Source organism: Paraburkholderia madseniana, assembly GCF_009690905.1.
Classification (GTDB): domain Bacteria; phylum Pseudomonadota; class Gammaproteobacteria; order Burkholderiales; family Burkholderiaceae; genus Paraburkholderia; species Paraburkholderia madseniana.
Genome location: NZ_VOSW01000030.1, coordinates 70,174 through 94,111, shown reverse-complemented (window position 1 = coordinate 94,111; position 23,938 = coordinate 70,174). Strand labels below are relative to the sequence as shown.

Below are 23,938 nucleotides of genomic sequence, written 5' to 3'. Positions count from 1 at the left end.
AGCGTCGTGGTCGTGACAGGCGACCCGCCGCCCGACCGTGGACAACCCGCGATTCAACCTTATCGGGAGGTGCCACACCGCATTAGACTCAACTGCAAATCTATCCGTCGAACCGGGTCAACCTCAAAGAACAAAATGGTCTTTGGGGTGGACTACACACGCGACGCTCAGCGTGACCAGTACAACTACAACGTAGACCCGTATTCGCTACTTCTGAACGACCAGCGCAGCAGCAATCGGGAGGGCGTCTATGCCGAAGATGAATTGCAGTTACCGGCGAATTTTTCGCTGAATGCGGGGCTTCGCTATGACCAGGAAACCGTCTCGGGCCGGAATGTCAGCCCGCGACTGGCTCTTGAGTACAAGGCGTCCCCGAGAGACACGTTCAAGCTTGTCTATGGGCAAGCCTACCGGGCGCCCAACGCCTACGAGCTTTACTACGCGGTTCCGGGCGCCGGCGGACAGATGGCGAATCCCTCGCTAAAGGCTGAGCACATCACAACCAATGAATTCATATACGAACGACAGATCGGAAAATCCGGCCGCGCAACCCTTTCGTTGTTCCACTATGACATTCGCGACCTGATTTCAGAGACGACCGCGCCATCCGGGCTCTACATCTTCGAAAACGTGAATCGCGCGAACGCGAACGGCGCAGAACTGACCTATGAACAAAGATTCGCTGGTGATGCGAGGATACGCGCCAGTTACTCATGGCAGATCGCTCGCGACAGCAACTCCGGGGCAGTCCTGCAGAACTCACCCAGAAACCTGGCGAAGCTGAACCTCGTGCTGCCCGTCTTCGAAAACATTGCGCGGATTGGCACGGAGATTCAGTGCGTATCGAGTCGACTCGCGGAACAGGGGCATGCGGCTGGCTATTGCCTGGGAAATGTGACCGTCGGAAGCTCGCGTCTGATCACCCATGCAGACGTCTCTTTCTCTGTCTACAACGTCGCCAACGCGCGATATGCGGACCCCGCCGGCCCAGGCTTCACGCAGGACGTCATAGCGCAGCAAAGCCGGGAATTCCTGGTCAAGCTGGTGTACGGGTTCTGAAATGTCGTTCGCCCGCACCTTTTTCTATGCAAGCGCATGCACCTTCGTTATCTGGGCGCTTATAGCGGGATCGGTTCACGCGCAGGTGGATGAGTCGGCATTGAAGGCAGCTTATATATTCAACTTTACCCAGTTCACCACATGGCCCGTAGGAAGTCTGTCTGACACCACTCTCTTTGTCTGTGCGAACAGGGACAGCGATCTTGGCACCGCGCTCTCGAAACTCGACGGGCGATCTGTTGGCGGCCATGCGTGGTCCGTAATTCCCATGCCGTCCAGGAGCGGCCAGGACAGATGCAATGTCATCGTGCTCGAAGGCGAGGAGCAAATGTCTCATGCGGTGAAAGACGTTGTCTCGTCGGATCAGCCGATTTTGGTCATCAGCAACTTTGACACCGGCGACCACACTGCGGTCATCCGTCTGTTCACTGAGGAAAATCATCTCCGTTTCGACATAGAGAATCAGCAGGCGCTGCGCCGACATCTGTCGCTCAGTTCCAAGCTGCTCCGCCTTGCAAGGAATGTCTTATGACGTCTCATGAGGAACAGACACCAAGTCTGACGCGCGCCCTGGGGCGCGTGAATATCGTTGGTATCGCAATCGCCCTGCTGATTTCCAGCGCAGGGCTGCTGGCCTACCAGGCGCTGTCGTTACGCGCCGCTCTCCTGGCGGACGCACGTTTGCAGGCAGCTATGGTCTCAGCAAATATCACCGCGTCGCTGATGTTTCACGACGATCAGACAACCCGCGAGATACTTCGACCACTTAGCAACGTGCCGTATGTGGAGAGCGTCGCGGTGTTTAACGCGCAAGGCAGTGTCCACGCGCGGTACGCCAGAGCGGGAATCTCGGCACCCGAGGCGAACGAAGCGACGCTCGCAAGCAATTTCGCGCCGGAACACTTTTCCCTGAAAGATATTTTTGTCGCCTATCCGGTCATCCAGGGCGGGGAAGTCCTTGGTACCGTCGTGCTTGTCGCGAGCACTGAAGGCATGGTTCGAGAGCTTTGGCAATATGCCGGCTTTCTCCTGGCAGCTTGCATCTGCGCGCTCTGCGTATCGTCCATCGTCACGTCGCGCATGAAAGCGCGCGTCGTAAAGGCAGAGAGGGAACTCGAATACCTCGCGCGTACAGACCCTCTCACGGACTTGCCAAACCGCCGGGCATTCTACGACGAACTGGCGGCCCGCCTGCTACCGTGGGGCGGTGGCTGGACGCACGTGACGCTGGTGTTGGTTGACCTCGATAACTTCAAGACTGTTAACGACACCCTGGGGCATGGCGCGGGAGACGAACTGCTGCGTTCCGTCGCTTCCGCTCTACGCGACGCCGTGCGCCCGACAGACGTTGTCAGCCGCATTGGAGGTGACGAATTTGCAGTGCTTGCTGTCGACGACGCCGACCGCGCCGGTAGCCGTAGCACGGCCGAGTGCATAACCAACGTCCTGGCTCGGCCGTTCGAGCTGCATGGCGGCAGCGTTCCGGTGACGGCAAGTGTCGGATTCAGCCGGTTCCCCGACGATGCGACCGACGTTGCATCACTCGTCAGCAGCGCAGACCTTGCTTTGTACGCTGCAAAAAGCGGGGGGAAGAACGTCGCTGTCGAGTTCAGGCCGCAGATGACGAAGGAGGCTCAGCGACGCGCCTGGCTTGAGCGCGAACTGCGGGGAGCGATTGAATGCGAGGCGCTTGAGTTGGCCTACCAACCTCAATTCAATTGCCAGACAGGACAACTTGTTGGCGTAGAGGCGCTTGCGCGATGGACCCATTCATCGGAAGGCAGCATTTCGCCGGCAGAATTTATCCCGATCGCGGAGAACAGTGATCTCATCGTTACACTGGGGAGATGGGTTATGCGGCGCGCCTGTCACGATGCCGCACAATGGAATGCCAACGCGAGCAATGCCGCAAGTGTCTCGGTGAACGTATCTGCAAGGCAACTTCGACAGCCTGGATTTCAGCACGATGTTCTTGAGGCGCTAAAAGATAGTGGTCTACCCCCCGGCATGCTGGAACTTGAGCTTACCGAAAGCCTGCTCATGGCCAACATGTCAGTCGCGGTGAACGTGATGAGGCAACTGCGCGCCCATGGTATCCGCCTGTCCATCGACGATTTTGGGACCGGTTATTCTTCCCTGTCCTATCTGCAGTCATTTCCGCTCAACCAGATCAAGATAGACCGCGGCTTCGTCAAGGCACTGCCACACGCAGGACAGCCGATCGTTACCGCCATTATCTCGATGGCACACAGCTTTGGCCTCACGGTCGTCGCCGAAGGAGTTGAATACCCTGCGCAGCTCGCCTGGTTGTCAGAGGCGGGATGTGACGTTGTTCAGGGCTTTCTGACTGGCCGTCCGATGTCGTTCGCGGGAATAGCGGAGGCCATGCGCGAAAGTGATGGGGCCGCCGTCGTTTCCGAAAGCGGCTGACACTTCTCCTGACTAAGCGGGGTGATCCGGGCGCGCTCCCGGCAAGAGACTATTGCGTCCTCAATACGACTCACCGAACGTCGCCCGGCCTCGCGCCCCCTGCATCAGCCAGCCGGTCAGTTAAGCTTCAACTACGCCTCACTTGCGCTTCAATTGCGAGAGGTCCCGCACGGCGCCACGGTCCGCAGAGGTCGCCAACGCCGCATAGGCTTGCAACGCCTGCGACACCACGCGTTCACGATCCACCGGCATCCACGCCTTGTCACCACGAGCCTCCATAGCCTCGCGGCGGCGCGCCAATTCCTCGCCTGACACCACCAGGTGCATCTTGCGCCTGGGAATGTCGATCTCGATCACATCGCCATCTTCCACCAGACCGATCGTGCCGCCTTCGGCTGCTTCCGGCGACGCATGCCCGATCACGAGCCCTGACGAACCGCCGGAGAAACGGCCGTCGGTGAAGAGCGCACAGGTCTTGCCCAGGCCTTTGGACTTCAGATACGACGTGGGGTACAGCATTTCCTGCATGCCAGGACCGCCCTTGGGGCCTTCGTAACGGATCACGACCACGTCACCCGCCACCACCTTGTCGCCCAGAATGGCGTCGACGGCGTCGTCCTGACTCTCGAAGACGCGCGCGCGTCCGGAGAAAATCCATTGCGATTCGTCGACACCTGCAGTCTTGACGATGCAGCCCTTCTCCGCGAGGTTGCCGTAGAGGACAGCGAGGCCGCCGTCTTTCGAATACGCGTCCTGCTTGCTGCGGATACAGCCGGTCTTGCGGTCGGTATCCAGCGACGCGAACGTGGCTTCCTGGCTGAACGCGACAGTGGTCGGAATGCCGCCCGGGGCCGCACGGAAGAACTTCTGCGCTTCTTCACCCGCGCCACCGGCGACGTCCCATTTGGCGATGGCATTGCCCAGCGTGCCGCTATGCACGTTGCCGCACGACAGGTCCAGCAGATCCGCACGGGCCAGTTCACCGAGAATGCCGAGGATGCCGCCGGCACGGTGCACGTCTTCGATATGGTATTTGTCGGTGGCGGGCGCCGCTTTGCACAGGCACGGCACTTTGCGCGAGATACGGTCGATGTCGGACATCGTGAAATCGACGCCGGCTTCCTGCGCCGCCGCCAGCAGGTGCAGCACAGTATTGGTCGAACCGCCCATGGCCACGTCGAGCGCCATGGCGTTCTCGAATGCCTGCTTGCTGGCGATGCTGCGCGGCAGGACCGACACGTCTTCTTCCTGATAGTAGCGGCGGCACAGGTCCACCACGAGGCGCCCGGCCTGTTCGAACAGGCCCTTGCGCCATGCATGCGTGGCGACGATCGTGCCGTTGCCCGGCAACGCCAGACCGATCGCCTCGGTCAGGCAATTCATCGAGTTCGCGGTGAACATGCCCGAGCAGGAACCGCACGTCGGGCAGGCGCTGCGCTCGACTTCGGCCACTTCAGCGTCGCTGATCTTGGGGTCGGCCGCCTTGATCATCGCGTCGATCAGATCGATCTTGGCGATCACCTGGCCGTCCGTCGGCGATTTGACCTTGCCCGCTTCCATCGGACCGCCGGACACGAATACGACCGGAATGTTCAGGCGCATGGCGGCCATCAGCATGCCCGGGGTGATCTTGTCGCAATTGGAGATACAGACCATGGCGTCGGCGCAGTGCGCGTTGACCATGTATTCCACCGAGTCGGCGATCAGTTCGCGCGAGGGCAGCGAATACAGCATGCCGCCGTGGCCCATGGCAATGCCGTCGTCCACCGCGATGGTGTTGAATTCCTTGGCCACACCGCCAGCCGCTTCGATTTCCTTCGCGACCAGCGCGCCGAGGTCGCGAAGATGCACATGACCCGGCACGAACTGGGTGAACGAGTTCACCACCGCGATGATCGGCTTGCCGAAATCGTCGTCTTTCATTCCGGTGGCGCGCCACAGGGCGCGGGCGCCGGCCATGTTGCGGCCATGAGTCGATGTGCGTGAGCGATAGTGCGGCATGATCTTTCTCGAACGGGTTTAGCGGGGAGGTTGTTTTCTGGAGGCGGCCTTCGCGGGCGCGACGAATTATAGCAACGCCGCCCTGTCAAACCGCCGCCAGACAGCCCTAAGTGCCTCGCCAAACGGCCTATGCCATTCGGCCCAGGCGACGTGGGGGCGCGCGTGGCGTAAAATACGCGCTTTCTTCGAAAAATTCCGCCAACATGACGCTCGCCTCCACTCAAGAGATCATTGCCGAACTGAAAGCAGGCCGGATGGTGATCCTCGTCGACGAAGAAGATCGCGAAAACGAGGGCGACCTCGTGATCGCCGCCGAATTCGTCACGCCGGAAGCGATCAACTTCATGGCCCGCTACGGCCGCGGCCTGATTTGTCTGACGCTCACGCAGGAACGCTGCAAACTGCTGAACCTGCCGCTCATGACCTATCGCAACGGCACGCAGTACGGCACGGCGTTCACCGTCAGCATCGAAGCAGCCGAAGGCGTGACCACAGGCATCTCGGCGGCCGACCGCGCCCGCACGATCGCCGTGGCGGTCGCACCGGACACCAAGGCCGAGCACATCGTGCAGCCGGGACACGTGTTCCCGATCATGGCGCAGCCCGGCGGCGTGCTGGTGCGCGCCGGCCATACCGAGGCCGGCTGCGACTTCACCGCGCTGGCAGGCCTCACGCCGGCCGCGGTGATCTGCGAAGTCATCAAGGACGACGGCACGATGGCGCGCCTGCCGGACCTGATGGAATTCGCCAAAGAGCACGATCTGAAGATCGGCACGATCGCGGATCTGATTCACTACCGCAGCCGCACGGAATCGATCGTCGAGCGCATTTGCGAACGCACCATGCAAACCGCGCACGGCGCGTTTCGCGCGGTGATGTATCTCGACCAGCCGAGCGGCCAGCCGCATATCGCGCTGGTGCGCGGCACGCCGAACCCGGAACACGACACCCCGGTGCGCGTGCACGAGCCGCTGTCCATGCTGGATCTGCTCGAAGTCGGCAAATCGACTCACTCATGGACGCTGGATGCGGCGATGAAAGAGATCGCCCAGCGCGACCTCGGTGTGATCGTGCTCCTGAACTGCGGCGATTCGAAGGAACATCTGGTCGACGTTTTCAAGGCGTTCGACTCGAAGGAAAAAGCCGAGGCGCTCAAACGCCGGCCGGTCGACTTCAAGACATATGGCATCGGTGCGCAGATCCTGCGTGAGCTGGGTGTCGGCAAGATGCAGGTGCTGTCGAACCCGCGCAAGCTGGGCAGCATGTCGGGCTACGGCCTCGAAGTCACCGGCTTCGTACCCATGCCGGGCAGCACCGCACAGGCTCCGCAACAAGGCTGATCCGACCATTCACGCGCTTTAGCGCCAACTCAAAACACTACGGAATTCACATGGAAATCGGACAATACCAACCGAATCTCGACGGCGACGGACTGCGTATCGGCATCGTCCAGGCGCGTTTTAACGAACCCGTCTGCAACGGTCTCGCGGATTCGTGCATCGAAGAACTCGAACGCCTCGGCGTGACCGGCGAAGACGTGCTGCTGGTCACCGTGCCGGGCGCGCTGGAAATCCCGCTGGCGCTGCAAAAGCTTGCCGAAAGCGCGCAATTCGACGCACTGATCGCGCTGGGCGCGGTGATTCGCGGCGAGACGTACCACTTCGAACTGGTGTCGAACGAAAGCGGCGCGGGCATCACCCGCATCGGCCTCGACTTCGGCATCCCGGTCGCGAACGCTGTGCTGACCACCGAAAACGACGAACAAGCCGTCGCGCGCATGACCGAGAAGGGTCGTGACGCAGCGCGCGTGGCCGTCGAAATGGCGAACCTCTCGGTCGCGCTCGAACAGCTCGGCGGTGACGACGAGGAAGAAGACGAAGAAGAGGAAGAGGCATGAAGAGCGCACGCCGACGCTCCCGCGAACTAGCCACGCAGGGGCTTTACCAGTGGCTGCTGTCGGGTTCGCCCGGCGGTGAAATCGACGCGCAGTTGCGCGGCGCACAGGGCTTCGACAAGGCCGACCACGAACATCTGGACGCCATCCTGCACGGCGTGATCCGCGATTCGGAAGCGCTCTCCGCCGACATCGCACCGTGCCTCGACCGCCCGATCGACCAGCTTTCGCCGGTCGAACGCGCCGTGCTGCTGGTCGCTGCGTTCGAGTTGAAGAATCACGTCGATATCCCCTATCGCGTGGTCATCAATGAAGCCGTCGAACTCGCCAAGACGTTTGGCGGCGCGGACGGCTATAAGTACGTGAACGGCGTGCTGGACAAGCTGTCGGCGCAATTGCGCGCTGCCGAAACGCAGGCAGCCCGCAAGCATTGAGCGTGAGGCGCGTGACCTTGTCATGCGCCTGCTACCATGCCGCAGCCCCATACCGCTGGGCGCTTGCAAGGACGCCGCAGCGCACATGAACCCATGTGCCATGCGTCGTCCCGCTTTTGCTTCTGAACTGGATTTGATCGTATGAACTCCGTGACCGAACCCTTGGTGCGGCTTGCTGCCCGCGTCGACGCCATCCAGCCTTTCTATGTGATGGAACTGGCCAAGGAAGCCGCGCTGCTCGAGCGCGAAGGGCGCGACATCATCCACATGGGAATCGGCGAACCCGATTTCACCGCGCCCGAGCCGGTCATCGAAGCGGCTGCGAACGCCCTGCGCCGCGGCGTCACGCAATACACGAACGCACTTGGCCTGCACGCGCTGCGCGAAGCGATCTCGGCGCATTACGCTGAGTTCTACGGCGTCAGCGTCGATCCTGCGCGGATCGTCGTCACCGCCGGCGCGTCTGCCGCGCTGCTGCTCGCTTGCGCGGCGCTAGTCGATCGCGACGATGAAATACTGATGCCCGACCCGTGCTACCCGTGCAACCGCCACTTCGTGATCGCAGCGGAAGGCAAACCGGTGATGGTGCCGAGCGGGCCGGCCGAACGCTTCCAGCTAACCGCCGCCGACGTCGAGCGCCTGTGGAACGAGCACACCCGCGGCGTGCTGCTGGCGTCGCCGTCTAATCCGACGGGCACGTCGATCGAGCCCGCTGAGCTCGAACGCATTGTCAAGACCGTGCGGGCGCGTGGCGGCTTTACGATCGTCGACGAGATCTACCAGGGCCTGAGCTACGACGCGAAGCCCGTCTCGGCGCTCTCGTTCGGTGACGACGTCATCACCGTCAACAGCTTCTCGAAGTACTTCAACATGACCGGCTGGCGTTTGGGCTGGCTGGTAGTGCCGCCTGGCATGGTCGGCGCGTTCGAAAAGCTCGCGCAAAACCTGTTCATCTGCGCGTCGGCGCTCGCGCAGCATGCGGCGCTGGCCTGCTTCGAACCGGAAACGATCGCCATCTACGAAGCGCGTCGCCTCGAATTCAAGCGCCGCCGCGACTTCATTGTGCCGGCGCTCGAATCGCTGGGTTTCTCGGTGCCGGTAATGCCTGACGGCGCCTTCTACGTGTACGCCGATTGCCGAACGGTCGCGCATCCGGCGGCCGGAGACAGCGCGGCGCTCACCAAAGCGATGCTGCATGACGCGGGCGTGGTGTTGGTGCCGGGCATGGACTTCGGCACGCACGCGCCGAAAGACTACATCCGGCTATCGTATGCAACCGCCCTGCCGAAGTTGGAAGAAGCGGTCGAGCGGCTGGCGAAACTTTTCGGACGGCACTGACTGGATAGAGGCGCCACAGAGCCGCTCTGCGGCTTTGAGTGCCTGAAGGGCTGCTCGGCGAGGCCGGGTTGCACAATGCCTGTGACACACGCCTCACGGCCGCGCACGTCACTACAGACGAAAACCACAAAAGAAAAAGGACACTCTCTCGGGTGTCCTTTTTTGTATCGGCCGCTCCCGGGCCAGGCGAACCGGGTTAAGTCAACCTCAAGCGCCCAACTCCGAAGCCGATGCCACATGCTTGGTCGCATTGGAACTAGCGTCGTCCTGCTCGGACACCGGCGTCTTCACCGGCGCCGCCGCGCTCAGCGGATGACCGGCATCGAGCGTCATCTGCACGCGCTTGCCGCTAGTCGATGCCGCCGCAGCCGTAGTCGTGTTCGACGCCGTCAAAACCGGCGCCTGCGGTGCGTTGATCGGCACCTTGCGGCCGCGCGCCACATCGCGCAGGCGGCCACGCTCGGCCATCACCTTGGCGCCGTAGCCGCCGTCGTCCTGCGAAGTGGAGCCGACGTAGAGACGCAGACCGCCCGGCAGCGAACCGCCGCGTGCGATGCAATCCTTCAGCACCAGCGCGCCCACCTTGATGTTCGCAACCGGTTCAAGCGCCGCGCTCTGGCCGCCGAAATACTGGAACTTGTCCGAGTGAACCTTGGACATCACCTGCATCAGGCCTTGCGCGCCCACGCCGCTCTCGGCGTACGGGTTGAAGCCCGATTCGATTGCCATCACGGACAGCAGGAGAAGCGGGTCGAGATCGACTTCGCGGCCGGTGTCGAACGCGGCCTTCACGAGCTCGCTAACGGGTCCCTGAGCGACGCGATAACGCCGCGCCAGGTACGACGAGACCAGATCCTGCTCGCGGGTCGAAACCAGCACACGATCGTCGCGTGCATCGGCCGTGACGCGCTGCGCCGGGATCAGCCGTGCCAGCGCGGAAACGCTCTGCATGGTGCGCGGGTCGAGGCCGTTCAGTGCAGCCACGCCCATACCGGACGTGCCGGTGCCGTCGAAGGCGCCGTCGTAGCTGGTATTGCTGGCGGTGACGCCATTGTTGCCGTTGTTCGCACCGCTCGCGGCGTCGCTACCGGTCGAATTCGCGGACAGCGAATCGTCAGAGGACGCGCCAGGGGGCCCGAAAGCCGGCAGCGGGTGGCCCTGCAGCAGACGGGCGGGACCGGCCTGCACAGCGGCGGAAATGACCGGCATCAGCTTGGCGGCAAGGGTGCCGCGCAAAGCTGGCATCAGCCACAGCGTAACGGCCAGCACGACGGCGATACCACCGACGATGCTGAACAGGTGATGACTCATTCGCGTCCCGCGACGCAACGCACCACGCACAACTTGCGCGATACGCTCATCGGGACGCCACGATAACCAGGCGTTCATTCAGATCTCCCATGTTGCATGATCCGCGAACTCCGCCAGTTGAACAGGCGGTAACACACATTCGCAGAGTCAAGACATCGCGCGCTCTGTCTGGTTAGGGCAGCAGCGACGTCGGGAAAACGGTACATACCGTTTGTGGGGAGCCCTCTTGAAAAGAGGTCCGCGGCATGCCAAAAAGCATGCGGGCGGTGGCTCCCACGCGAAAAACCAGCGTCAGTTGGCGCTGGCGAGGACTTCAGTAAGGCCGTCAGATACCGTGCAGGGGGTCGGTAAACGGTGACGCGTTGCGTCAAAAGGGACCGGGGGCAGTGGTAAAAAGGTTCACGCCCTGCAACCAATGTGGACGGATTCTATGCAGGGTTTTATAGATCGTCAACACTATAGATAGGCAAATGTATAACTAATTGTAATAATGAACAGTGTTCAGTCCGTTAAGAACCGCGCGGTGCGCGCTTCTTGAGCTATCTCAATTAGTCCTTCCGAAGTCGGCCGTTTGGCCAATCTACGTGCGCCTGCCAACACAGGTAAAATCGACAATCGTTCTGGCACCGTGAGCTCTGCGGCGCCCTACCTTTTTGCCGCTTGCGCGGCTCTCTACCGCACCAGATGAAATACAAAGACCTGCGCGATTTCGTCGGCCGTCTCGAAACGATCGGCGAACTGCGCCGTATCTCGCAAAACGTCTCGCCTGTCCTGGAAATGACCGAACTGTGCGACCGCGTACTGCGCGCCGGCGGTCCGGCGATACTGTTTGAGAGCCAGCAGCAGCACGCGTTTCCGGTCCTCGGTAACCTGTTCGGCACGCCGCGCCGCGTCGCGCTTGGCATGGGTATCGACGCGCAATCAGGTGAAGGCGATGGCGCCGCGCTGGAGTCGCTGCGCGACGTCGGCCGCCTGCTCTCCGCACTGAAGGAACCGGAGCCGCCGAAGGGCCTCAAGGACGCCGGCAAACTGTTCTCGCTCGCGAAGGCGGTGTGGGACATGGCGCCCAAAACAGTGAGCGCGCCGCCCTGCCAGGAAATCGTCTGGGAAGGCAACGACGTCGACCTCGGAAAGCTGCCGATTCAGACCTGCTGGCCGGGCGATGCGGGGCCGCTGATCACATGGGGCCTGACTGTCACAAAAGGCCCGAATAAGAGCCGACAAAATTTAGGCATATATCGCCAGCAACTGATCGGGCGTAACAAACTCATCATGCGCTGGCTCGCGCATCGCGGCGGCGCACTCGATTTCCGCGAGTTCGCGCTGCAGAATCCGGGCAAGCCGTATCCCGTGGCCGTAGTGCTGGGCGCCGATCCGGCTACCATCCTCGGTGCGGTTACGCCGGTGCCCGACACGCTCTCCGAATACCAGTTCGCCGGGCTGCTGCGCGGCGGCCGCACCGAACTCGCGAAGTGCATCACGCCGGGCGTCGACGGTTTGCAGGTGCCCGCGCGGGCGGAAATCGTTCTGGAAGGCTTCATCTATCCGCAGGAGGGCACGCCCTCACCTGCTCCCGCGGGCGCGCCGCCGCGCCCGGCCAAGGGCGCGTCCGCCGCTTACGAACACGCGCTGGAAGGCCCCTACGGCGACCACACCGGCTACTACAACGAGCAGGAGTGGTTTCCCGTCTTCACGGTCGAGCGCATCACCATGCGGCGCGACGCGATCTATCACTCCACCTATACCGGCAAACCGCCCGATGAGCCCGCCGTGCTCGGCGTCGCGCTCAACGAGGTGTTCGTGCCGCTGTTGCAGAAGCAGTTCACCGAGATTACCGATTTCTATCTGCCGCCCGAAGGATGCAGCTACCGGATGGCGATCGTGCAGATGAAGAAGAGCTACCCGGGTCACGCCAAGCGCGTGATGTTCGGCGTGTGGAGCTTCCTGCGGCAATTCATGTATACGAAGTTCATCGTCGTGGTCGACGAGGACGTGAATATCCGCGACTGGAAGGAAGTGATCTGGGCCATCACCACGCGTATCGATCCGGCGCGCGACACCGTGCTGGTCGATCGCACGCCGATCGACTATCTGGATTTCGCCTCGCCGGTGGCGGGTCTCGGATCGAAGATGGGACTCGACGCGACCAACAAATGGCCCGGCGAAACCGATCGCGAATGGGGCCGCCCGATCGAGATGGACCGTGCGGTCAAACAGCGCATCGACACCTTGTGGAATGAGTTGGGACTGTAAAAACAGGCCTCGAATCACACCACTGAATATCGGAATTCTGTCGGCATCGAAGCGATCCGTTCACCGGCCGGATCGCTCGCGCTTGAACAAGTCTGAAGAACAAAACTGATGGAGCAGTTGCGCGGATGCATGCCTTTTCAATGATGTCGGATGGTTTTTTTCTGTCGTTGTCGTTGTGTCTGGATATCGGTCTCGTCAACGTCGCGATGATTTCGCTGGCGCTGTCGCACGGCTTCAAACCGGGCTTCTGGCTGGGCCTGGGTTCCTGTTTCGGCGATCTCGTTTACGCGGCGCTCGCGCTCGCGGGAATGGCTGCGCTGCTGCAGTTCGAATCGGTACGCTGGGTCGTGTGGATCGGCGGCGCGGCGGTCCTGCTGTTTCTCACGTGGAAGATGGCGCGTGAAGCGCTGTTCCCGGCGTCGGCGCCCGCAGTTGCCGGCGAAGCGGATGCCAAAGCGCCGCATCTTTCCCCGTGGCGCAGTTTCTTGCGCGGCGCGTTGCTGGCCATGTCGTCGCCGTCAGCGATTCTGTGGTTTGCCGCAGTCGGCGGTGCGTTGATCGCGAAGGCCGGCGCCACTAGCGTGACGACTGCACCGGTATTCCTCGGCGGCTTCTTCCTGGGCGGCTTGTGCTGGACGATCTTTATCTGCGGACTCGGCAGCCATGGACGCAAACGCGCCGGCACCGGTTTGCTGCGCGCGTGCCATGTGTTGTCGGCGCTGCTGTTCGCCTACTTCTCGTATAGCGTGATCGTGAACGGGTATCGCGATCTGATCGTGCAGACCGCACAGGTGGCAAGCTAGAAAAAACGGCTCGCCAAGGCGAGCCGTCTTCCCTCAATTTCAACGTGCGTAGCCGGACGCAAGAACGATCACGCAGCCTATCAGGCGAGATACTGCGCCAGCTTCGCCAGATCGACGTTGCCACCGCTCACCACCACTCCCACACGCTTGCCCTTCACCGGCACGACGCCGTTGAGCACGGCAGCCGCGGCGAGGCAACCCGTCGGCTCGACCACGATCTTCATGCGCTGCGCGAAAAAACGCATGGTCTCGATCAACTGTTCGTCGCTGACCGTTTCGATCTTCGCGACCAGCTTCTGAATAATCGCGAACGTGTAGTCGCCGAGATGCGTGGAAGCAGCACCGTCGGCAATCGTGCGCGGCGAGATCGTGCATATCGACGCGCGCGAGCGATTGCTGACCGTCGTTGCCCGCTTCGGGTTCTATGCCGATGACGGTGCACGCCGGGCTCAATGCCGCCGCCGACAATGCGCTGCCGCCGATCAGTCCGCCGCCGCCGAGGCAAACGAACAGCATGTCGAGCGGGCCGGTTTCGTCGATCAACTCCTTCACCGCCGTGCCCTGCCCGGCGATCACGTGCGGATGGTCGTACGGCGGAATCAGCGTCATGCCGCGCTCTTCGGCGAGCCGCCGGCCGATCTCTTCGCGACTTTCGGTGTAGCGGTCGTAGCTGATCACTTCGCCGCCATAGCCCTTGGTCGCCGCGACTTTGGCTGCGGGCGCGTCGTGCGGCATGATGATCGTGGCGTGAATCCCGGCAAGACGCGCCGATAGCGCGATCGCTTGCGCGTGATTGCCCGACGAGTACGTCAACACACCCGCTTTACGTTGCTCCGCGTCGAAATGCGAAATCGCGTTGTAGGCGCCGCGAAACTTGAAAGCGCCCATGCGCTGAAAATTTTCGCACTTGAAGAACACCGACGCGCCCGTGCGCTCGTTGAACGTGCTCGAGGTTAGAACGGGGGTGCGATGGGCGACGCCTTCGAGACGCGCAGCGGCGTCGAGTACGTCGTCGAAAGTGGGAGCGGGAAGCGCTTGCATTGACGAAACTCTCCAGAGCATTGGCGAAACAGCCATTCTCCCAGCTTCGACAGTGCTTTGGTATGTCGCTTGGTATGCCGCAGTAGAAACACAAACGGCGCAACCCGGCGATCAAGCCGGCGTTACGCCGTCAATACATCTCTGCGCGCTTCTTGCGATTAGCGGCGATAGTAGCCGTGGCCGTAGTAGCCACGGCCGTAGTAGCCATGGTGATAATAAGGACGGCCATAGCCACCGTAATAGCCACCGACTACGACCGGCGCTCCGTAATAGACCGGCGGCGGCGCGTAATAGACTGGCGGCGGTGCGTAGTAGACCGGCGGCGGCGCGGCATAAACCGGGTACGCCGGCGCGATCGGAATACCAATACCGATACCGACGGAAACATGCGCCTCAGCAGCAGTCGCGAACCCCACGCCGAGTGCGGCGGCAACGACAAACGGAACGATCTTTTTCACTTTTGTTCTCCTGGCGCGGCCCACTAAGGTCGCCGACTTCGCATGCTTTGCATGCTATGAAATCAATGTATCGAAAAAGACCACGCATAGATGTTCGCATTTGTTGCAAATTGCAATTGGCGGCAATGGCTCGGAATGTGCGCCGGCGCGCCACCGCCGGGACACGCTGTGTAACGGACTGAGAACTAAGGGTTTGCCAGCGGTCGAGCGAGCGCGAACCCACTGCTTTGCGGGTCTTGCGGCTTCAGGCTCTCGCTTGCCAGTAATCTTTGATTACAAATTAGCTTCAATCCTGACGGCCCAAATGAAAAATGCCCGATGCAATCGCACCGGGCATTTCTTACCCATCAGCAGACGGTATTTTCAGCCTACCTTTACATAGGCGAATTCTCGGGAGACGTTGGGCGGGACATACGCGCCACTGATGCGCACGCGTGGCGTCAGGCGCTTTTTCTGATCCCACCAGCGACGGCGCTGCGAGTGCGTCAAGAACCGCAAGTGCTTTCGGTAAGAAAAAATATTCATCGTTACCTCCCGAATCTGACTGCGAGACGAAAAACCCAGAACAGCAACTGCCAAACCAGCTCATGAAGGAAATTGTGAGCAGTTTTCGGACCCGCGGGGCGTCTGTGGCCGGATGACCGACCGGACACGCCATATCGCGCGCGAACTGATCAGAGGAATACCCACACCGGGACACACTACTGCCGGACGGATGCGCGATACTGCTGCATTCCCGTTCAAGTATCCCGTCTGGAGCAGGTAACCATGTCCCAGCCCTCTCTGCCGCGCCTCGGTTTCATCGGTGCGGGGCGGCTCGCGCGCTGTCTCGCGCTGAGCTTTTCACGCGCCGGCTATCCCGTCACGGCGGTAGCGAGCCGCTCGGCGGCCTCGGCCGGCCGGCTCGCCAGTCAAATCCAACATTGCGCGGCATTCGACGATCCACAACAGGTTGTCGACGCCGCCGACATCGTCTTTTTAGCCGTTCCCGATGACAGCATCGGTACGACAGCGCACACACTGCGGTTCGCGACCGACGCGGCAAGCGCCCCATACGGCAAGGCGCTCGTGCATTGCAGCGGCGCCTCCCCGGTGGAGTTGCTGACTCCGGCGCGCGACCAGGGTGCCTCGATCGGCGGCTTTCACCCACTGTACCTCTTTAGCGGCGATCTCGCCGACCTCGACCGGATCGCCGGCTGCTCAGTGACGATCGAGGCCGACGGCGCCCTCATGGACGCGCTGACGGCGCTGGCCGTCGCCCTGCGCTGCCATCCGCTGTCGATTCCAGCAGGCGGCCGCATGCTGTATCACGCTGCCGCGCATTACGCCGCCAGCTTCGCGCTGTGCAGCCTCGCTGAATGCGTCGCGTTGTGGCGCACGCTGGGCTTTGCCGAAGACGACGCGCTGCGCGCGCTGCTGCCGATGCTCTCCGGCACGATCGAAACCGCCCGCGACAAGGGTCTGCCGAACGCGCTCGCCGGCCCCGTGTCGCGCGGCGATACGGGCGTCGTGGAAAAGCAGTTGGCGTTGCTCGAAGGCCTTGGCGGCGATCATGCCGCGCTGTACGGTTTGCTGACGCGGCGCGCGGTCGGACTGGCCGAACGCCGTGCGAAACCGCCCGCCGCGATCGAGACGATTGCCGAGGCGGTGGAAGAATCGCTCAACCGGTCGCTGAATCAGGCCGCAGCAGGTGCAAGCGTCAAGTAAGCCGTGATAATGTGACGACCGGCGCCGCGCGCAATCCGCCAGCGCCGCGCTTCGGGACCAACAGACGAGAACGCACAATGATCAAGGTCAGCATCCTTTATCCGTATCGGGAAAACGGCCACTTCGACGTGGACTATTACTGCGTCACGCACATGCCGCTCGCGGCCAGGCTGTTCGGGCCGTCGCTGAGAGGCTGGTCGGTCGACGTCGGCATCAATGCCGGGCCGCCGGGAACGCCGCCGCCGTATGTCGCCGCGGGCCACTTCCTGTTCGATAGCGCGGACGACTTCTACAAAGTCTTCAAGTCGGCCTCGGAGCAGTTGGTTGCCGACATTCCGAATTACACCGACGGCGGCAACGGCACGATTCTGATCAGCGAAATCAAGATTTCTGTGTGATATCCCGTGGTAGGTGTGGCCTGGCGGCACGCAGTTCGCCGACTGGCCTGACTCGAACATCTGGAAATTGAACCACCGCGTCCCCATTTGTGACGCGTAACGCGCCCTCTCCCGGGAACGGCGCAGGCAATCCAAATGAACCCGCCGGCGTACCGATCGGTCAGCGCCGGCACCCTGCGGCCGATCGACGGCCGCCTTCCGAAGGATAAGGACACGAGATGTTTGGCGATATCGCCCGTTTTCTGCTCAATACCGTCTTTACGCTGTTCGGCGCCGCGTTGCTGCTGCGCGCATGGCTGCAGGTCGTGCGCATGCCGCCGTACAACCCCGTCACGAACGCCGTCATGCAAGCCACCAACTGGATCGTGCTGCCTTTGCGGCACATTCTGCACAGCACCCGCAACATCGACTGGGCGAGTCTTGTCGCAGCCCTGATTGCGGCGATCGTTTATGTGGTGCTGATGGTGGTGCTCACGGGCGCCGATCCGCTCACGCTCGTGCCGACGCTGCTGATCGTTGCCGTGCTGACCGTTATCAAGTGGGCGCTGAACCTGATCATCTGGATGACGATCCTGATGGCGCTGCTGTCGTGGCTCAATCCGCGCTCGCCGGCCATGCCGATTCTGTACCAACTGACCGCGCCGTTCCTGAATCCGCTGCGCCGCGTGGTGCCGCAACTCGGCGGCATCGACCTCTCGCCGATCCTGCTGTTCGTGATCGTGCAGGTGCTGCTGATGGTGGTCACGCGTGCGGCCGTTCAGTTGACCTACTTCGTGATCTGAACGGCGTTCGGTGCGCCTTGTGGACAAGGGTGGCGGCAGCGCGATTTGCGCTAACCGCCTCTTCCCGAGTAGAATCATGCGCTCTGCGGGCGTCGTATAATGGTAATACCCTAGCTTCCCAAGCTAGAGCCGTGGGTTCGATTCCCATCGCCCGCTCCAGATTCTTTTCAGCCCGCCTGGCGATTGACCAGGCGGCTTCGCGAAAGGATCTGAATCTGCAGCACATTGCCGCATTTCCCACCCGCTACGCCTTCCCCGTCTGTCATTCGAGAAGTCGCACAAACGCAAGATGAGCCCGCGTCGTGTCAACGCGCCATTGCGCAAGCCGGCGTTAGTTCTTCGCAGCCTTCTCGACCGCCTTGACCAGCTTGAATTCGTCTTTATCCAACGCATAGTAGTACGTCCCGCTACCCGCTTCATTCCTGCTGCCGTGAACCACCAACAGGCGGCTGTCGCGCCGGAACTCGATCGGCTCCTGCACATCCACGTCCCAGCAGCACACCGTAAAAGGCAGCCACGTGACGCGGCCGGTCTTCGCGTCGATCGCCACAGTGGACACGCACGACGCCCCACAGCCCCAGCTTGCCAGCACGTAGTGCCCGGCGAAGTTCGGCTTCTGCCGGCTGGCTTCGCGGATACGCGTCGCATATTCCTTGTCGTCCGCGGATACGAGCCGCACTTTCGCCGCTTTGCCCGCAAAGGTGTCGCTCACCGCGAAATCTTCAAAACGCGGCACGCCGGCATCAGCAGCTTGCGCCACGCACATCCAGCACATGGCCGAAACGAAGCCCATCAATAGAAACTTTTTCATTGCTCAATACCAGTGGTGTTTTTCCCAGAACAGCCGCGCTGATGCCGCAGTGTGATATCGCCCGAGAATATAGCGAATCCCGCCCTGACATTCTTCAACCGCATTACCGAAAGATTTTTCGCCATTCGGATTCAATTCATATTGAGGCCGCAGCAACTGATAAAGCCCGCGTGCGGACGACTTCCCATTGCGCACGTCAACCACACCGCTCGATTCCTGCGCCATGAGCCACAGCAAATCGTTGAATTGCGTGAGGGGCACGCCTTCAATGGCCATTGCCTTGCGAAGCGCATTCTGGGAAGTAGTCGGAACCGCAGTTGGATCGATAGCGACCCAACCCGTTTTGGCGGCTTTTGCCTGACGATGATTGTGTGCGTGTTTGCCCATGTTGGATTTTCGCTTTGATAATCGTTGCAACGAGATAGCTGACGAGCGCGATTAAATCATACGAATGGCTGTCACGGTTATGAAACCGTAATCTTCATGCCGATTTCCGCGCCCCTTCAACCCTGCCACCGTCTGGACGCACCCTTTTCGGGTGTGCTACCTTACGCGCACTTGCAACGTCCGCTCCACCTTCCTGCTGAAGCCTTCAGCAGAATCCAGCACGAGCCGCCTCCCATGAAGGCGGCTTTTTTGTAGTGGCAGCGGCCCGGCATAGCGATTCGAGCGAACCGCGCCTGCGAACTGCGGCCCATGCCGCGCAAGCGCAAACGGCGCCTCGCAACGCGCCATGCAAGCCGCCAAGCCCTCACCCTAGTAGCAGTATCGACAATGATCCACGATCCAAACGACGCCGGCCTGCCCGACGAACTCCCGCCGCCTTCCACCGAAGCCGAAGGCCAACCGGCCGACGCCGACGCGACTGCCGACACCACGCACGAAGAAGCCTTGCATCGACGCCGCATCCGCAGCTTTGTCACGCGCGCTGGCCGCGTCTCGACCGGCCAGCGCCGCGCAATGGACGAACTCGGTCCGCGTTTCGTCGTGTCCTTCACACCGCAACAACCCGACTGGAACAGCGTGTTCGGCCGCGCGGCGCCGCGTGTGCTGGAAATCGGCTTCGGAATGGGCGCGACCACCGCGGAAATCGCCTCGCACCGTCCCGACGACGACTTCCTCGGCGTCGAAGTGCACGAACCCGGCGTCGGCGCGTTGCTGAAGCTGATGGGCGAGCAGACGCTGTCGAACATCCGCATCATTCAGCACGACGCGGTCGAAGTGCTCGAACAGATGATCGCGCCCGACAGCCTCGACGGCGTGCACATCTTCTTTCCCGACCCTTGGCACAAGGCGCGCCACCACAAGCGCCGGCTGATCCAGCCGAAGTTCGTCGCGTTGCTGGTTTCGCGTCTGAAGCCGGGCGCCTATCTGCATTGCGCGACCGACTGGCAGAACTACGCCGAGCAGATGCTCGAGGTGCTGGGCGCCGATCCCGCACTGGAAAATACCGCCAACGGCTACGCGCCGCGTCCCGAGTATCGTCCGGTGACGAAGTTCGAGCGCCGTGGGCTGCGGCTCGGGCATGGCGTGTGGGATCTGGTGTTCAGGAAGCGCGGCGCGGTATAAAGCCGCGCTGCAGTTGTGCTCGCCATACGCAAAAAGGTCCGCAAACGCGGACCTTTTTTCATGACGCGGAAGACAAGCGGAGACTCAGTCCGCCCAGCTCAACGCGCCGCTGTAACCCACCAGCAGGATCAACAGTCCAAAGCCGATCCGGTACCACGCGAACACGGTGAAATCGTGTGTGGCGATGTAGCGCAACAACCAGCGCACGCAGGCGAAGGCGCTGATGAAGGCCGCCACGAAGCCGAGCGCGAAACTGCCGAGCGCGTCGATGGACAGCAGATGCCAGTCTTTATAGAGCTCGTAAGCCGTTGCACCGAAGATGATCGGAATCGCGAGGAAGAATGAAAACTCCGTAGCGACGCGCCGGTCGAGGCCGAACAACATCCCGCCGATGATCGTCGAACCCGAGCGCGACATGCCCGGGATCAGCGCAAAACATTGAGCGAGGCCGACTTTCAACGCATCCAGCGGGCTCAGATCGTCGACGTTCTGAACACGTGCCGCCACGTCGCCTCGCGCGCGCTGACGCGCTTCAGCCCACAGGATCACCACCCCACCCGCCACTAACGCGAACGCAACCGGCACGGGCGAAAACAGCGCCGCCTTGATGGCCTTCTCGAACAGCAGGCCGAGCACAATCGCCGGAATCGTCGCGATGATCACGTTCAGCGTAAAGCGCCTCGCGTCGGGCCGGCTGGGCAAGCCGGTCACCACGCTGCCGATGCGGCGGCGAAACTCCCAGCACACAGCCAGAATCGCGCCGAGCTGGATCACGACATCGAAGGTTTTCGCGTGATCATCCGTGAAATTGAGCAGACTGCCCGCGACGATCAAATGGCCGGTGCTCGACACCGGCAAAAATTCCGTCAGCCCTTCGACGACGCCCAGAATCAGCGCCTTGCAAGCCATTAGCCAGTCCATCCGTGACCCTCATCGCTGTAGATAGTCGAAACGAACAGGGTCGGCACGGTGCGCGCGCGGCCCTGCCGGCCGCGCGCAGCGTCATTTCTCGACGATTTGCACACGTATGCCGTTTGTAAGGATGGTGATTGTACCGGGTTCGTAATTCACGCCGGCAAATTGCAGTTGTTCGGGTTTGAAGGTGTAGATCGGGTAGTTGGTCAGCAACTGCGTAGCGAGCAGGGCCGCCGCGGCATTGATCTGCTGCGTATAGGCCTGCGCCTGCCCGCTCACGCTGACGTTGTCGACGTTCGGCGACTTCAGCACGACCGACTTGCTGGCGGCGTCGTAGGCCAGTTCGCTCGACAGCGTAAATACGCCGTCAACCGGTTGTGGCATGAATGGGCTCGCGAGCCGGGCGTCGAGCTTCACCGAGACGCGGTTCGCGTCCGGCAGGAAGCCGACCACCGGATTGGTCAGCGCGACGTCGAACACTTGCGAAACCGTGCGCTGATAGGGGAATTTGCGCTGCACCGCGTCCTGCACCTGCTGCTGCGAGAACGTGTAATGCGACGGGATGAACGGGAAAGTCGATGTCGCGCACGCCGCCAGCGAGACGGTGATGCCAAGCGCGGTGCAGCCTGTCAGCGCGGCAATCAGGAAGCGGCGCCGGGTCGGCGCAGCGGGTCGAGTCATGCGAAATCTCCTGTGGAAGCCTTCTCGAGCATGCGGTTGCGTTGGGTTGTTTGTCCGGGTGGATGACGTAGCGGAATCGTTCACGCGTTATCCGCGCACCGCCGGTTGCGGTTGAGTCTGCGTTTCAAGCTGGGTGAGCCACGCGAGCGCTTCACCGCGGCTCGTGCCGCACATGTCCATCTGCGGTTGCAGACCGGAACAGCACGCCGGCCGCTCCGGCTGACCGAAGATCGCGCAGCGCAGATCATCGCCGAGTTGCACGCAGCGCACGCCCGCCGGCTTGCCATTCGGCATGCCGGGGATCGGGCTCGAAATCGACGGCGCGATACAGCACGCGCCGCAATCGGGGCGACACGCATGACCGGCCACATGGAACGGGGACTCGCGCTTCACAACGCTGTTCGGCACATCACTCACGACATTTTTCCTGAACTCGAAAACAGGCAACGCAACATACAACGCCATACCAGACCCGCATTGTGCCATCGCATCCCGTGCGACCTTTTTACACAATTCGGCGAAGGGTCGCTCACGTAAACTTGTTGGATACGAAAGGCCACGCTCAAGAGGCGTCTGCGCTGTTCGAACCGGTCCCGAGAATCCGCCGGTTCGTGCCTCTTCAAGGGTGGCTGTCAAACCCGAGCGCCCCATGACCACCGCCAACACGCTATTCCGCCCTGACCTGCTCGCCAAATACAGCGCGAACGGTCCACGGTATACGTCCTATCCGACCGCCTTGCAGTTCCGCGACGATTTCGATCCCGCTGACTATCTGCGCGCCGCCGCAGACCCAGGTGCTTCCACCACCGACCTCTCGCTGTACTTCCACATCCCCTTTTGCGACACCGTGTGCTTCTACTGCGGTTGCAACAAGGTCGCCACAAAGAACCGCGCGCACGCGCGTCCCTATGTCGAGCATCTGAAGCGCGAACTGGCTTTGCAGGCGGCGTGTTTCGACACGCGGCGCCCCGTGTCGCAATTGCATTGGGGCGGCGGCACGCCCACGTTCCTGTCGCACGACGAAATGGCGGAACTGATGGCCGCGGCGAGCGAGCACTTCACATTGCTGCCCGATACTGAAGGCGAATATTCGATCGAAGTCGATCCGCGCGAAGCGTCGCCCGAGACCATTGCACATCTGCGTATGCTCGGCTTCAACCGGCTCAGTCTCGGCGTGCAGGATTTCGATCCGGTGGTGCAGCAGGCGATCAATCGCGTTCAGCCGCTCGAGATGACTGCGTCTGTGATGCAAGCCGCGCGTGATACTGGCTTCCACTCGATCGGCGTCGATCTGATTTACGGGCTGCCGCACCAAACGGTCGATAGCTTCAGCCGCACGCTCGACACGATGATCGAACTCGCGCCCGATCGTCTTTCGGTGTTCGCGTATGCGCACATGCCACAGCTCTTCAAGATGCAACGGCAGATGGATGAGGCCACGCTGCCCTCTCCCGCCGTGCGCCTCGCGATCCTCCAACGGGTAGTCGAGCGCTTGACCGACGCGGGCTATGTCTACATCGGCATGGATCACTTCGCGCTGCCCACCGACGAACTCGCGCGCGCACAAGCGCAGCGCACGTTGCATCGGAATTTCCAGGGGTACAGCACGCGGGCGGAATGCGATCTGATCGGCTTCGGCGCGTCGTCGATCGGCAAAGTCGGCGACGTGTACGCGCAGAACATCAAGGACCTGCCAGACTACGCCGCGGCAATCGATGCGGGCAAGCTCGCGATCACGCGCGGCGCGCGCCTCACTGCGGACGACCGTCTGCGTCGCGATGTGATCACGCAATTGATGTGCAATCTGGAACTACGCTTCGATGAATTCGAAGCGGCTTATGGCATCCGCTTCGCCGATACGTTCGAACCAGAGCTGGAGCGCTTGCGCGGCTTCGAGCAGGACGGGCTGGTGTCGGTGAACGACAGCAAGCTGGAAGTACAGATGGCCGGACGCATGCTCGTGCGCAACATCGCGATGGTGTTCGATCGCTATCTCGGTCAGCAGACGCTCGAACGTTTTTCACGCACGGTTTGAGGGCTGAGCAGGCGAAGA

Annotated in this window: 22 protein-coding genes, 1 tRNA gene and 1 pseudogene; 15 read left to right on the top strand and 9 right to left on the bottom strand. The window is 61.8% G+C overall.

The genetic code is table 11. The features are described 5' to 3' along the window. The 3 genes from FSO04_RS17650 to FSO04_RS17640 form a co-directional block, all read left to right on the top strand. Positions 1–1,059: TonB-dependent receptor plug domain-containing protein (locus FSO04_RS17650; RefSeq protein WP_154560916.1), on the top strand; the 1,059-nt coding region annotated here is incomplete at its 5' end. Between the two features lies 1 nt (position 1,060). After that, complete coding sequence (locus FSO04_RS17645) at positions 1,061–1,591, top strand: YfiR family protein (RefSeq protein WP_154560914.1); 531 nt, start codon at positions 1,061–1,063, stop codon at positions 1,589–1,591. Next, positions 1,588–3,489, top strand: coding sequence for a bifunctional diguanylate cyclase/phosphodiesterase (locus FSO04_RS17640; protein WP_154560912.1), 1,902 nt, complete (start codon positions 1,588–1,590; stop codon positions 3,487–3,489). The genes FSO04_RS17645 and FSO04_RS17640 overlap by 4 nt, the downstream gene beginning before the upstream one ends. 138 nt (positions 3,490–3,627) lie before the next feature. Here FSO04_RS17640 and ilvD read toward each other — a convergent pair whose 3' ends face one another. After that, positions 3,628–5,490 (bottom strand): dihydroxy-acid dehydratase, encoded by a 1,863-nt coding sequence (ilvD, locus tag FSO04_RS17635; RefSeq protein ID WP_154560910.1) that lies wholly within the window; start codon positions 5,488–5,490, stop codon positions 3,628–3,630. Positions 5,491–5,693: 203 nt separating this feature from the next. Here ilvD and ribBA point away from each other — a divergent pair, with 203 nt between their 5' ends. From ribBA to FSO04_RS17615, 4 genes are all read left to right on the top strand, one after another. Then, positions 5,694–6,830 carry a bifunctional 3,4-dihydroxy-2-butanone-4-phosphate synthase/GTP cyclohydrolase II gene (gene ribBA / locus FSO04_RS17630; RefSeq protein WP_154560908.1) on the top strand — a complete coding sequence of 379 codons (1,137 nt, stop codon included), beginning with the start codon at positions 5,694–5,696 and terminating at the stop codon, positions 6,828–6,830. A 50-nt stretch (positions 6,831–6,880) separates the two neighbouring features. Then, a complete protein-coding gene (gene ribH / locus FSO04_RS17625; RefSeq protein ID WP_054037335.1) occupies positions 6,881–7,387 on the top strand; it encodes a 6,7-dimethyl-8-ribityllumazine synthase in 507 nt (168 codons plus the stop codon). Continuing rightward, positions 7,384–7,818 (top strand): transcription antitermination factor NusB, encoded by a 435-nt coding sequence (gene nusB / locus FSO04_RS17620; RefSeq protein WP_054037337.1) that lies wholly within the window; start codon positions 7,384–7,386, stop codon positions 7,816–7,818. The genes ribH and nusB overlap by 4 nt, the downstream gene beginning before the upstream one ends. A gap of 141 nt (positions 7,819–7,959) precedes the next feature. Then, a complete protein-coding gene (locus tag FSO04_RS17615) occupies positions 7,960–9,156 on the top strand; it encodes a pyridoxal phosphate-dependent aminotransferase (protein ID WP_154560906.1) in 1,197 nt (398 codons plus the stop codon). A 207-nt stretch (positions 9,157–9,363) separates the two neighbouring features. Here the strand turns inward: FSO04_RS17615 and FSO04_RS17610 are convergent, their stop codons facing one another. Further along, the gene (locus FSO04_RS17610; RefSeq protein WP_154560904.1) at positions 9,364–10,545 is read right to left on the bottom strand and encodes a lytic transglycosylase domain-containing protein; all 1,182 of its coding nucleotides are present in this window, start codon (positions 10,543–10,545) and stop codon (positions 9,364–9,366) included. 606 nt (positions 10,546–11,151) lie between these two features. On the opposite strand from FSO04_RS17610, the gene FSO04_RS17605 reads away from it, so the two are divergent. After that, entirely contained in the window at positions 11,152–12,720 is a 1,569-nt protein-coding gene (locus tag FSO04_RS17605; protein ID WP_154560902.1) for a UbiD family decarboxylase, read from the top strand. Between the two features lie 125 nt (positions 12,721–12,845). Then, entirely contained in the window at positions 12,846–13,523 is a 678-nt protein-coding gene (locus FSO04_RS17600) for a LysE family translocator (protein WP_154560900.1), read from the top strand. 80 nt (positions 13,524–13,603) lie between these two features. On the opposite strand, the pseudogene FSO04_RS17595 reads toward FSO04_RS17600, so the two are convergent. Both FSO04_RS17595 and FSO04_RS17590 read right to left on the bottom strand, forming a co-directional pair. Next, positions 13,604–14,564 (bottom strand): annotated as a pseudogene (locus FSO04_RS17595) (threo-3-hydroxy-L-aspartate ammonia-lyase). Between the two features lie 158 nt (positions 14,565–14,722). Further along, positions 14,723–15,022, bottom strand: a complete 300-nt coding sequence (locus FSO04_RS17590) for a hypothetical protein (protein WP_168435724.1) — start codon at positions 15,020–15,022, stop codon at positions 14,723–14,725. 768 nt (positions 15,023–15,790) lie between these two features. Here FSO04_RS17590 and FSO04_RS17585 point away from each other — a divergent pair. The 4 genes from FSO04_RS17585 (at position 15,791) to FSO04_RS17570 (ending at position 18,068) form a co-directional block, all read left to right on the top strand. Further along, positions 15,791–16,729 carry a Rossmann-like and DUF2520 domain-containing protein gene (locus FSO04_RS17585; RefSeq protein ID WP_154560898.1) on the top strand — a complete coding sequence of 313 codons (939 nt, stop codon included), beginning with the start codon at positions 15,791–15,793 and terminating at the stop codon, positions 16,727–16,729. Positions 16,730–16,806: 77 nt separating this feature from the next. Next, positions 16,807–17,127 (top strand): EthD family reductase, encoded by a 321-nt coding sequence (locus FSO04_RS17580; RefSeq protein ID WP_154560896.1) that lies wholly within the window; start codon positions 16,807–16,809, stop codon positions 17,125–17,127. 218 nt (positions 17,128–17,345) lie between these two features. Further along, the gene (locus FSO04_RS17575; protein ID WP_054037352.1) at positions 17,346–17,909 is read left to right on the top strand and encodes a YggT family protein; all 564 of its coding nucleotides are present in this window, start codon (positions 17,346–17,348) and stop codon (positions 17,907–17,909) included. 85 nt (positions 17,910–17,994) lie between these two features. Continuing rightward, a tRNA-Gly gene (locus tag FSO04_RS17570) sits at positions 17,995–18,068 on the top strand. 172 nt (positions 18,069–18,240) lie between these two features. On the opposite strand, the gene FSO04_RS17565 is transcribed toward FSO04_RS17570, so the two are convergent. Together FSO04_RS17565 and FSO04_RS17560 are read right to left on the bottom strand one after the other, a co-directional pair. After that, the gene (locus FSO04_RS17565) at positions 18,241–18,720 is read right to left on the bottom strand and encodes a hypothetical protein (protein WP_154560894.1); all 480 of its coding nucleotides are present in this window, start codon (positions 18,718–18,720) and stop codon (positions 18,241–18,243) included. A 3-nt stretch (positions 18,721–18,723) separates the two neighbouring features. After that, positions 18,724–19,107, bottom strand: a complete 384-nt coding sequence (locus FSO04_RS17560) for an aggregation-promoting factor C-terminal-like domain-containing protein (protein WP_154560892.1) — start codon at positions 19,105–19,107, stop codon at positions 18,724–18,726. Between the two features lie 387 nt (positions 19,108–19,494). Here FSO04_RS17560 and trmB point away from each other — a divergent pair, with 387 nt between their 5' ends. Further along, complete coding sequence (gene trmB, locus FSO04_RS17555) at positions 19,495–20,289, top strand: tRNA (guanosine(46)-N7)-methyltransferase TrmB (RefSeq protein WP_154560890.1); 795 nt, start codon at positions 19,495–19,497, stop codon at positions 20,287–20,289. An 84-nt stretch (positions 20,290–20,373) separates the two neighbouring features. On the opposite strand, the gene FSO04_RS17550 is transcribed toward trmB, so the two are convergent. The 3 genes from FSO04_RS17550 to FSO04_RS17540 form a co-directional block, all read right to left on the bottom strand. Next, entirely contained in the window at positions 20,374–21,210 is an 837-nt protein-coding gene (locus FSO04_RS17550; protein WP_154560889.1) for an undecaprenyl-diphosphate phosphatase, read from the bottom strand. 81 nt (positions 21,211–21,291) lie between these two features. Next, positions 21,292–21,885, bottom strand: a complete 594-nt coding sequence (locus FSO04_RS17545) for a DUF1439 domain-containing protein (protein WP_154560888.1) — start codon at positions 21,883–21,885, stop codon at positions 21,292–21,294. 87 nt (positions 21,886–21,972) lie between these two features. Beyond that, positions 21,973–22,302: a YkgJ family cysteine cluster protein gene (locus FSO04_RS17540; RefSeq protein WP_168435723.1), complete on the bottom strand. Its 330-nt coding sequence runs from the start codon at positions 22,300–22,302 to the stop codon at positions 21,973–21,975. A gap of 232 nt (positions 22,303–22,534) precedes the next feature. On the opposite strand from FSO04_RS17540, the gene hemN reads away from it, so the two are divergent. Then, entirely contained in the window at positions 22,535–23,920 is a 1,386-nt protein-coding gene (gene hemN / locus FSO04_RS17535) for an oxygen-independent coproporphyrinogen III oxidase (RefSeq protein WP_154560886.1), read from the top strand. Positions 23,921–23,938 lie beyond the last annotated feature (18 nt).

Coding starts and splice junctions, on each gene's coding strand:
- FSO04_RS17645 (WP_154560914.1), top strand. CDS start 1,061: ATGTCGTTCGCCCGCACCTTTTTCTATGCAAGCGCATGCACCTTCGTT.
- FSO04_RS17640 (WP_154560912.1), top strand. CDS start 1,588: ATGACGTCTCATGAGGAACAGACACCAAGTCTGACGCGCGCCCTGGGG.
- ilvD (WP_154560910.1), bottom strand. CDS start 5,490: ATGCCGCACTATCGCTCACGCACATCGACTCATGGCCGCAACATGGCC.
- ribBA (WP_154560908.1), top strand. CDS start 5,694: ATGACGCTCGCCTCCACTCAAGAGATCATTGCCGAACTGAAAGCAGGC.
- ribH (WP_054037335.1), top strand. CDS start 6,881: ATGGAAATCGGACAATACCAACCGAATCTCGACGGCGACGGACTGCGT.
- nusB (WP_054037337.1), top strand. CDS start 7,384: ATGAAGAGCGCACGCCGACGCTCCCGCGAACTAGCCACGCAGGGGCTT.
- FSO04_RS17615 (WP_154560906.1), top strand. CDS start 7,960: ATGAACTCCGTGACCGAACCCTTGGTGCGGCTTGCTGCCCGCGTCGAC.
- FSO04_RS17610 (WP_154560904.1), bottom strand. CDS start 10,545: ATGAACGCCTGGTTATCGTGGCGTCCCGATGAGCGTATCGCGCAAGTT.
- FSO04_RS17605 (WP_154560902.1), top strand. CDS start 11,152: ATGAAATACAAAGACCTGCGCGATTTCGTCGGCCGTCTCGAAACGATC.
- FSO04_RS17600 (WP_154560900.1), top strand. CDS start 12,846: ATGCATGCCTTTTCAATGATGTCGGATGGTTTTTTTCTGTCGTTGTCG.
- FSO04_RS17585 (WP_154560898.1), top strand. CDS start 15,791: ATGTCCCAGCCCTCTCTGCCGCGCCTCGGTTTCATCGGTGCGGGGCGG.
- FSO04_RS17580 (WP_154560896.1), top strand. CDS start 16,807: ATGATCAAGGTCAGCATCCTTTATCCGTATCGGGAAAACGGCCACTTC.
- FSO04_RS17575 (WP_054037352.1), top strand. CDS start 17,346: ATGTTTGGCGATATCGCCCGTTTTCTGCTCAATACCGTCTTTACGCTG.
- FSO04_RS17565 (WP_154560894.1), bottom strand. CDS start 18,720: ATGAAAAAGTTTCTATTGATGGGCTTCGTTTCGGCCATGTGCTGGATG.
- FSO04_RS17560 (WP_154560892.1), bottom strand. CDS start 19,107: ATGGGCAAACACGCACACAATCATCGTCAGGCAAAAGCCGCCAAAACG.
- trmB (WP_154560890.1), top strand. CDS start 19,495: ATGATCCACGATCCAAACGACGCCGGCCTGCCCGACGAACTCCCGCCG.
- FSO04_RS17550 (WP_154560889.1), bottom strand. CDS start 21,210: ATGGACTGGCTAATGGCTTGCAAGGCGCTGATTCTGGGCGTCGTCGAA.
- FSO04_RS17545 (WP_154560888.1), bottom strand. CDS start 21,885: ATGACTCGACCCGCTGCGCCGACCCGGCGCCGCTTCCTGATTGCCGCG.
- hemN (WP_154560886.1), top strand. CDS start 22,535: ATGACCACCGCCAACACGCTATTCCGCCCTGACCTGCTCGCCAAATAC.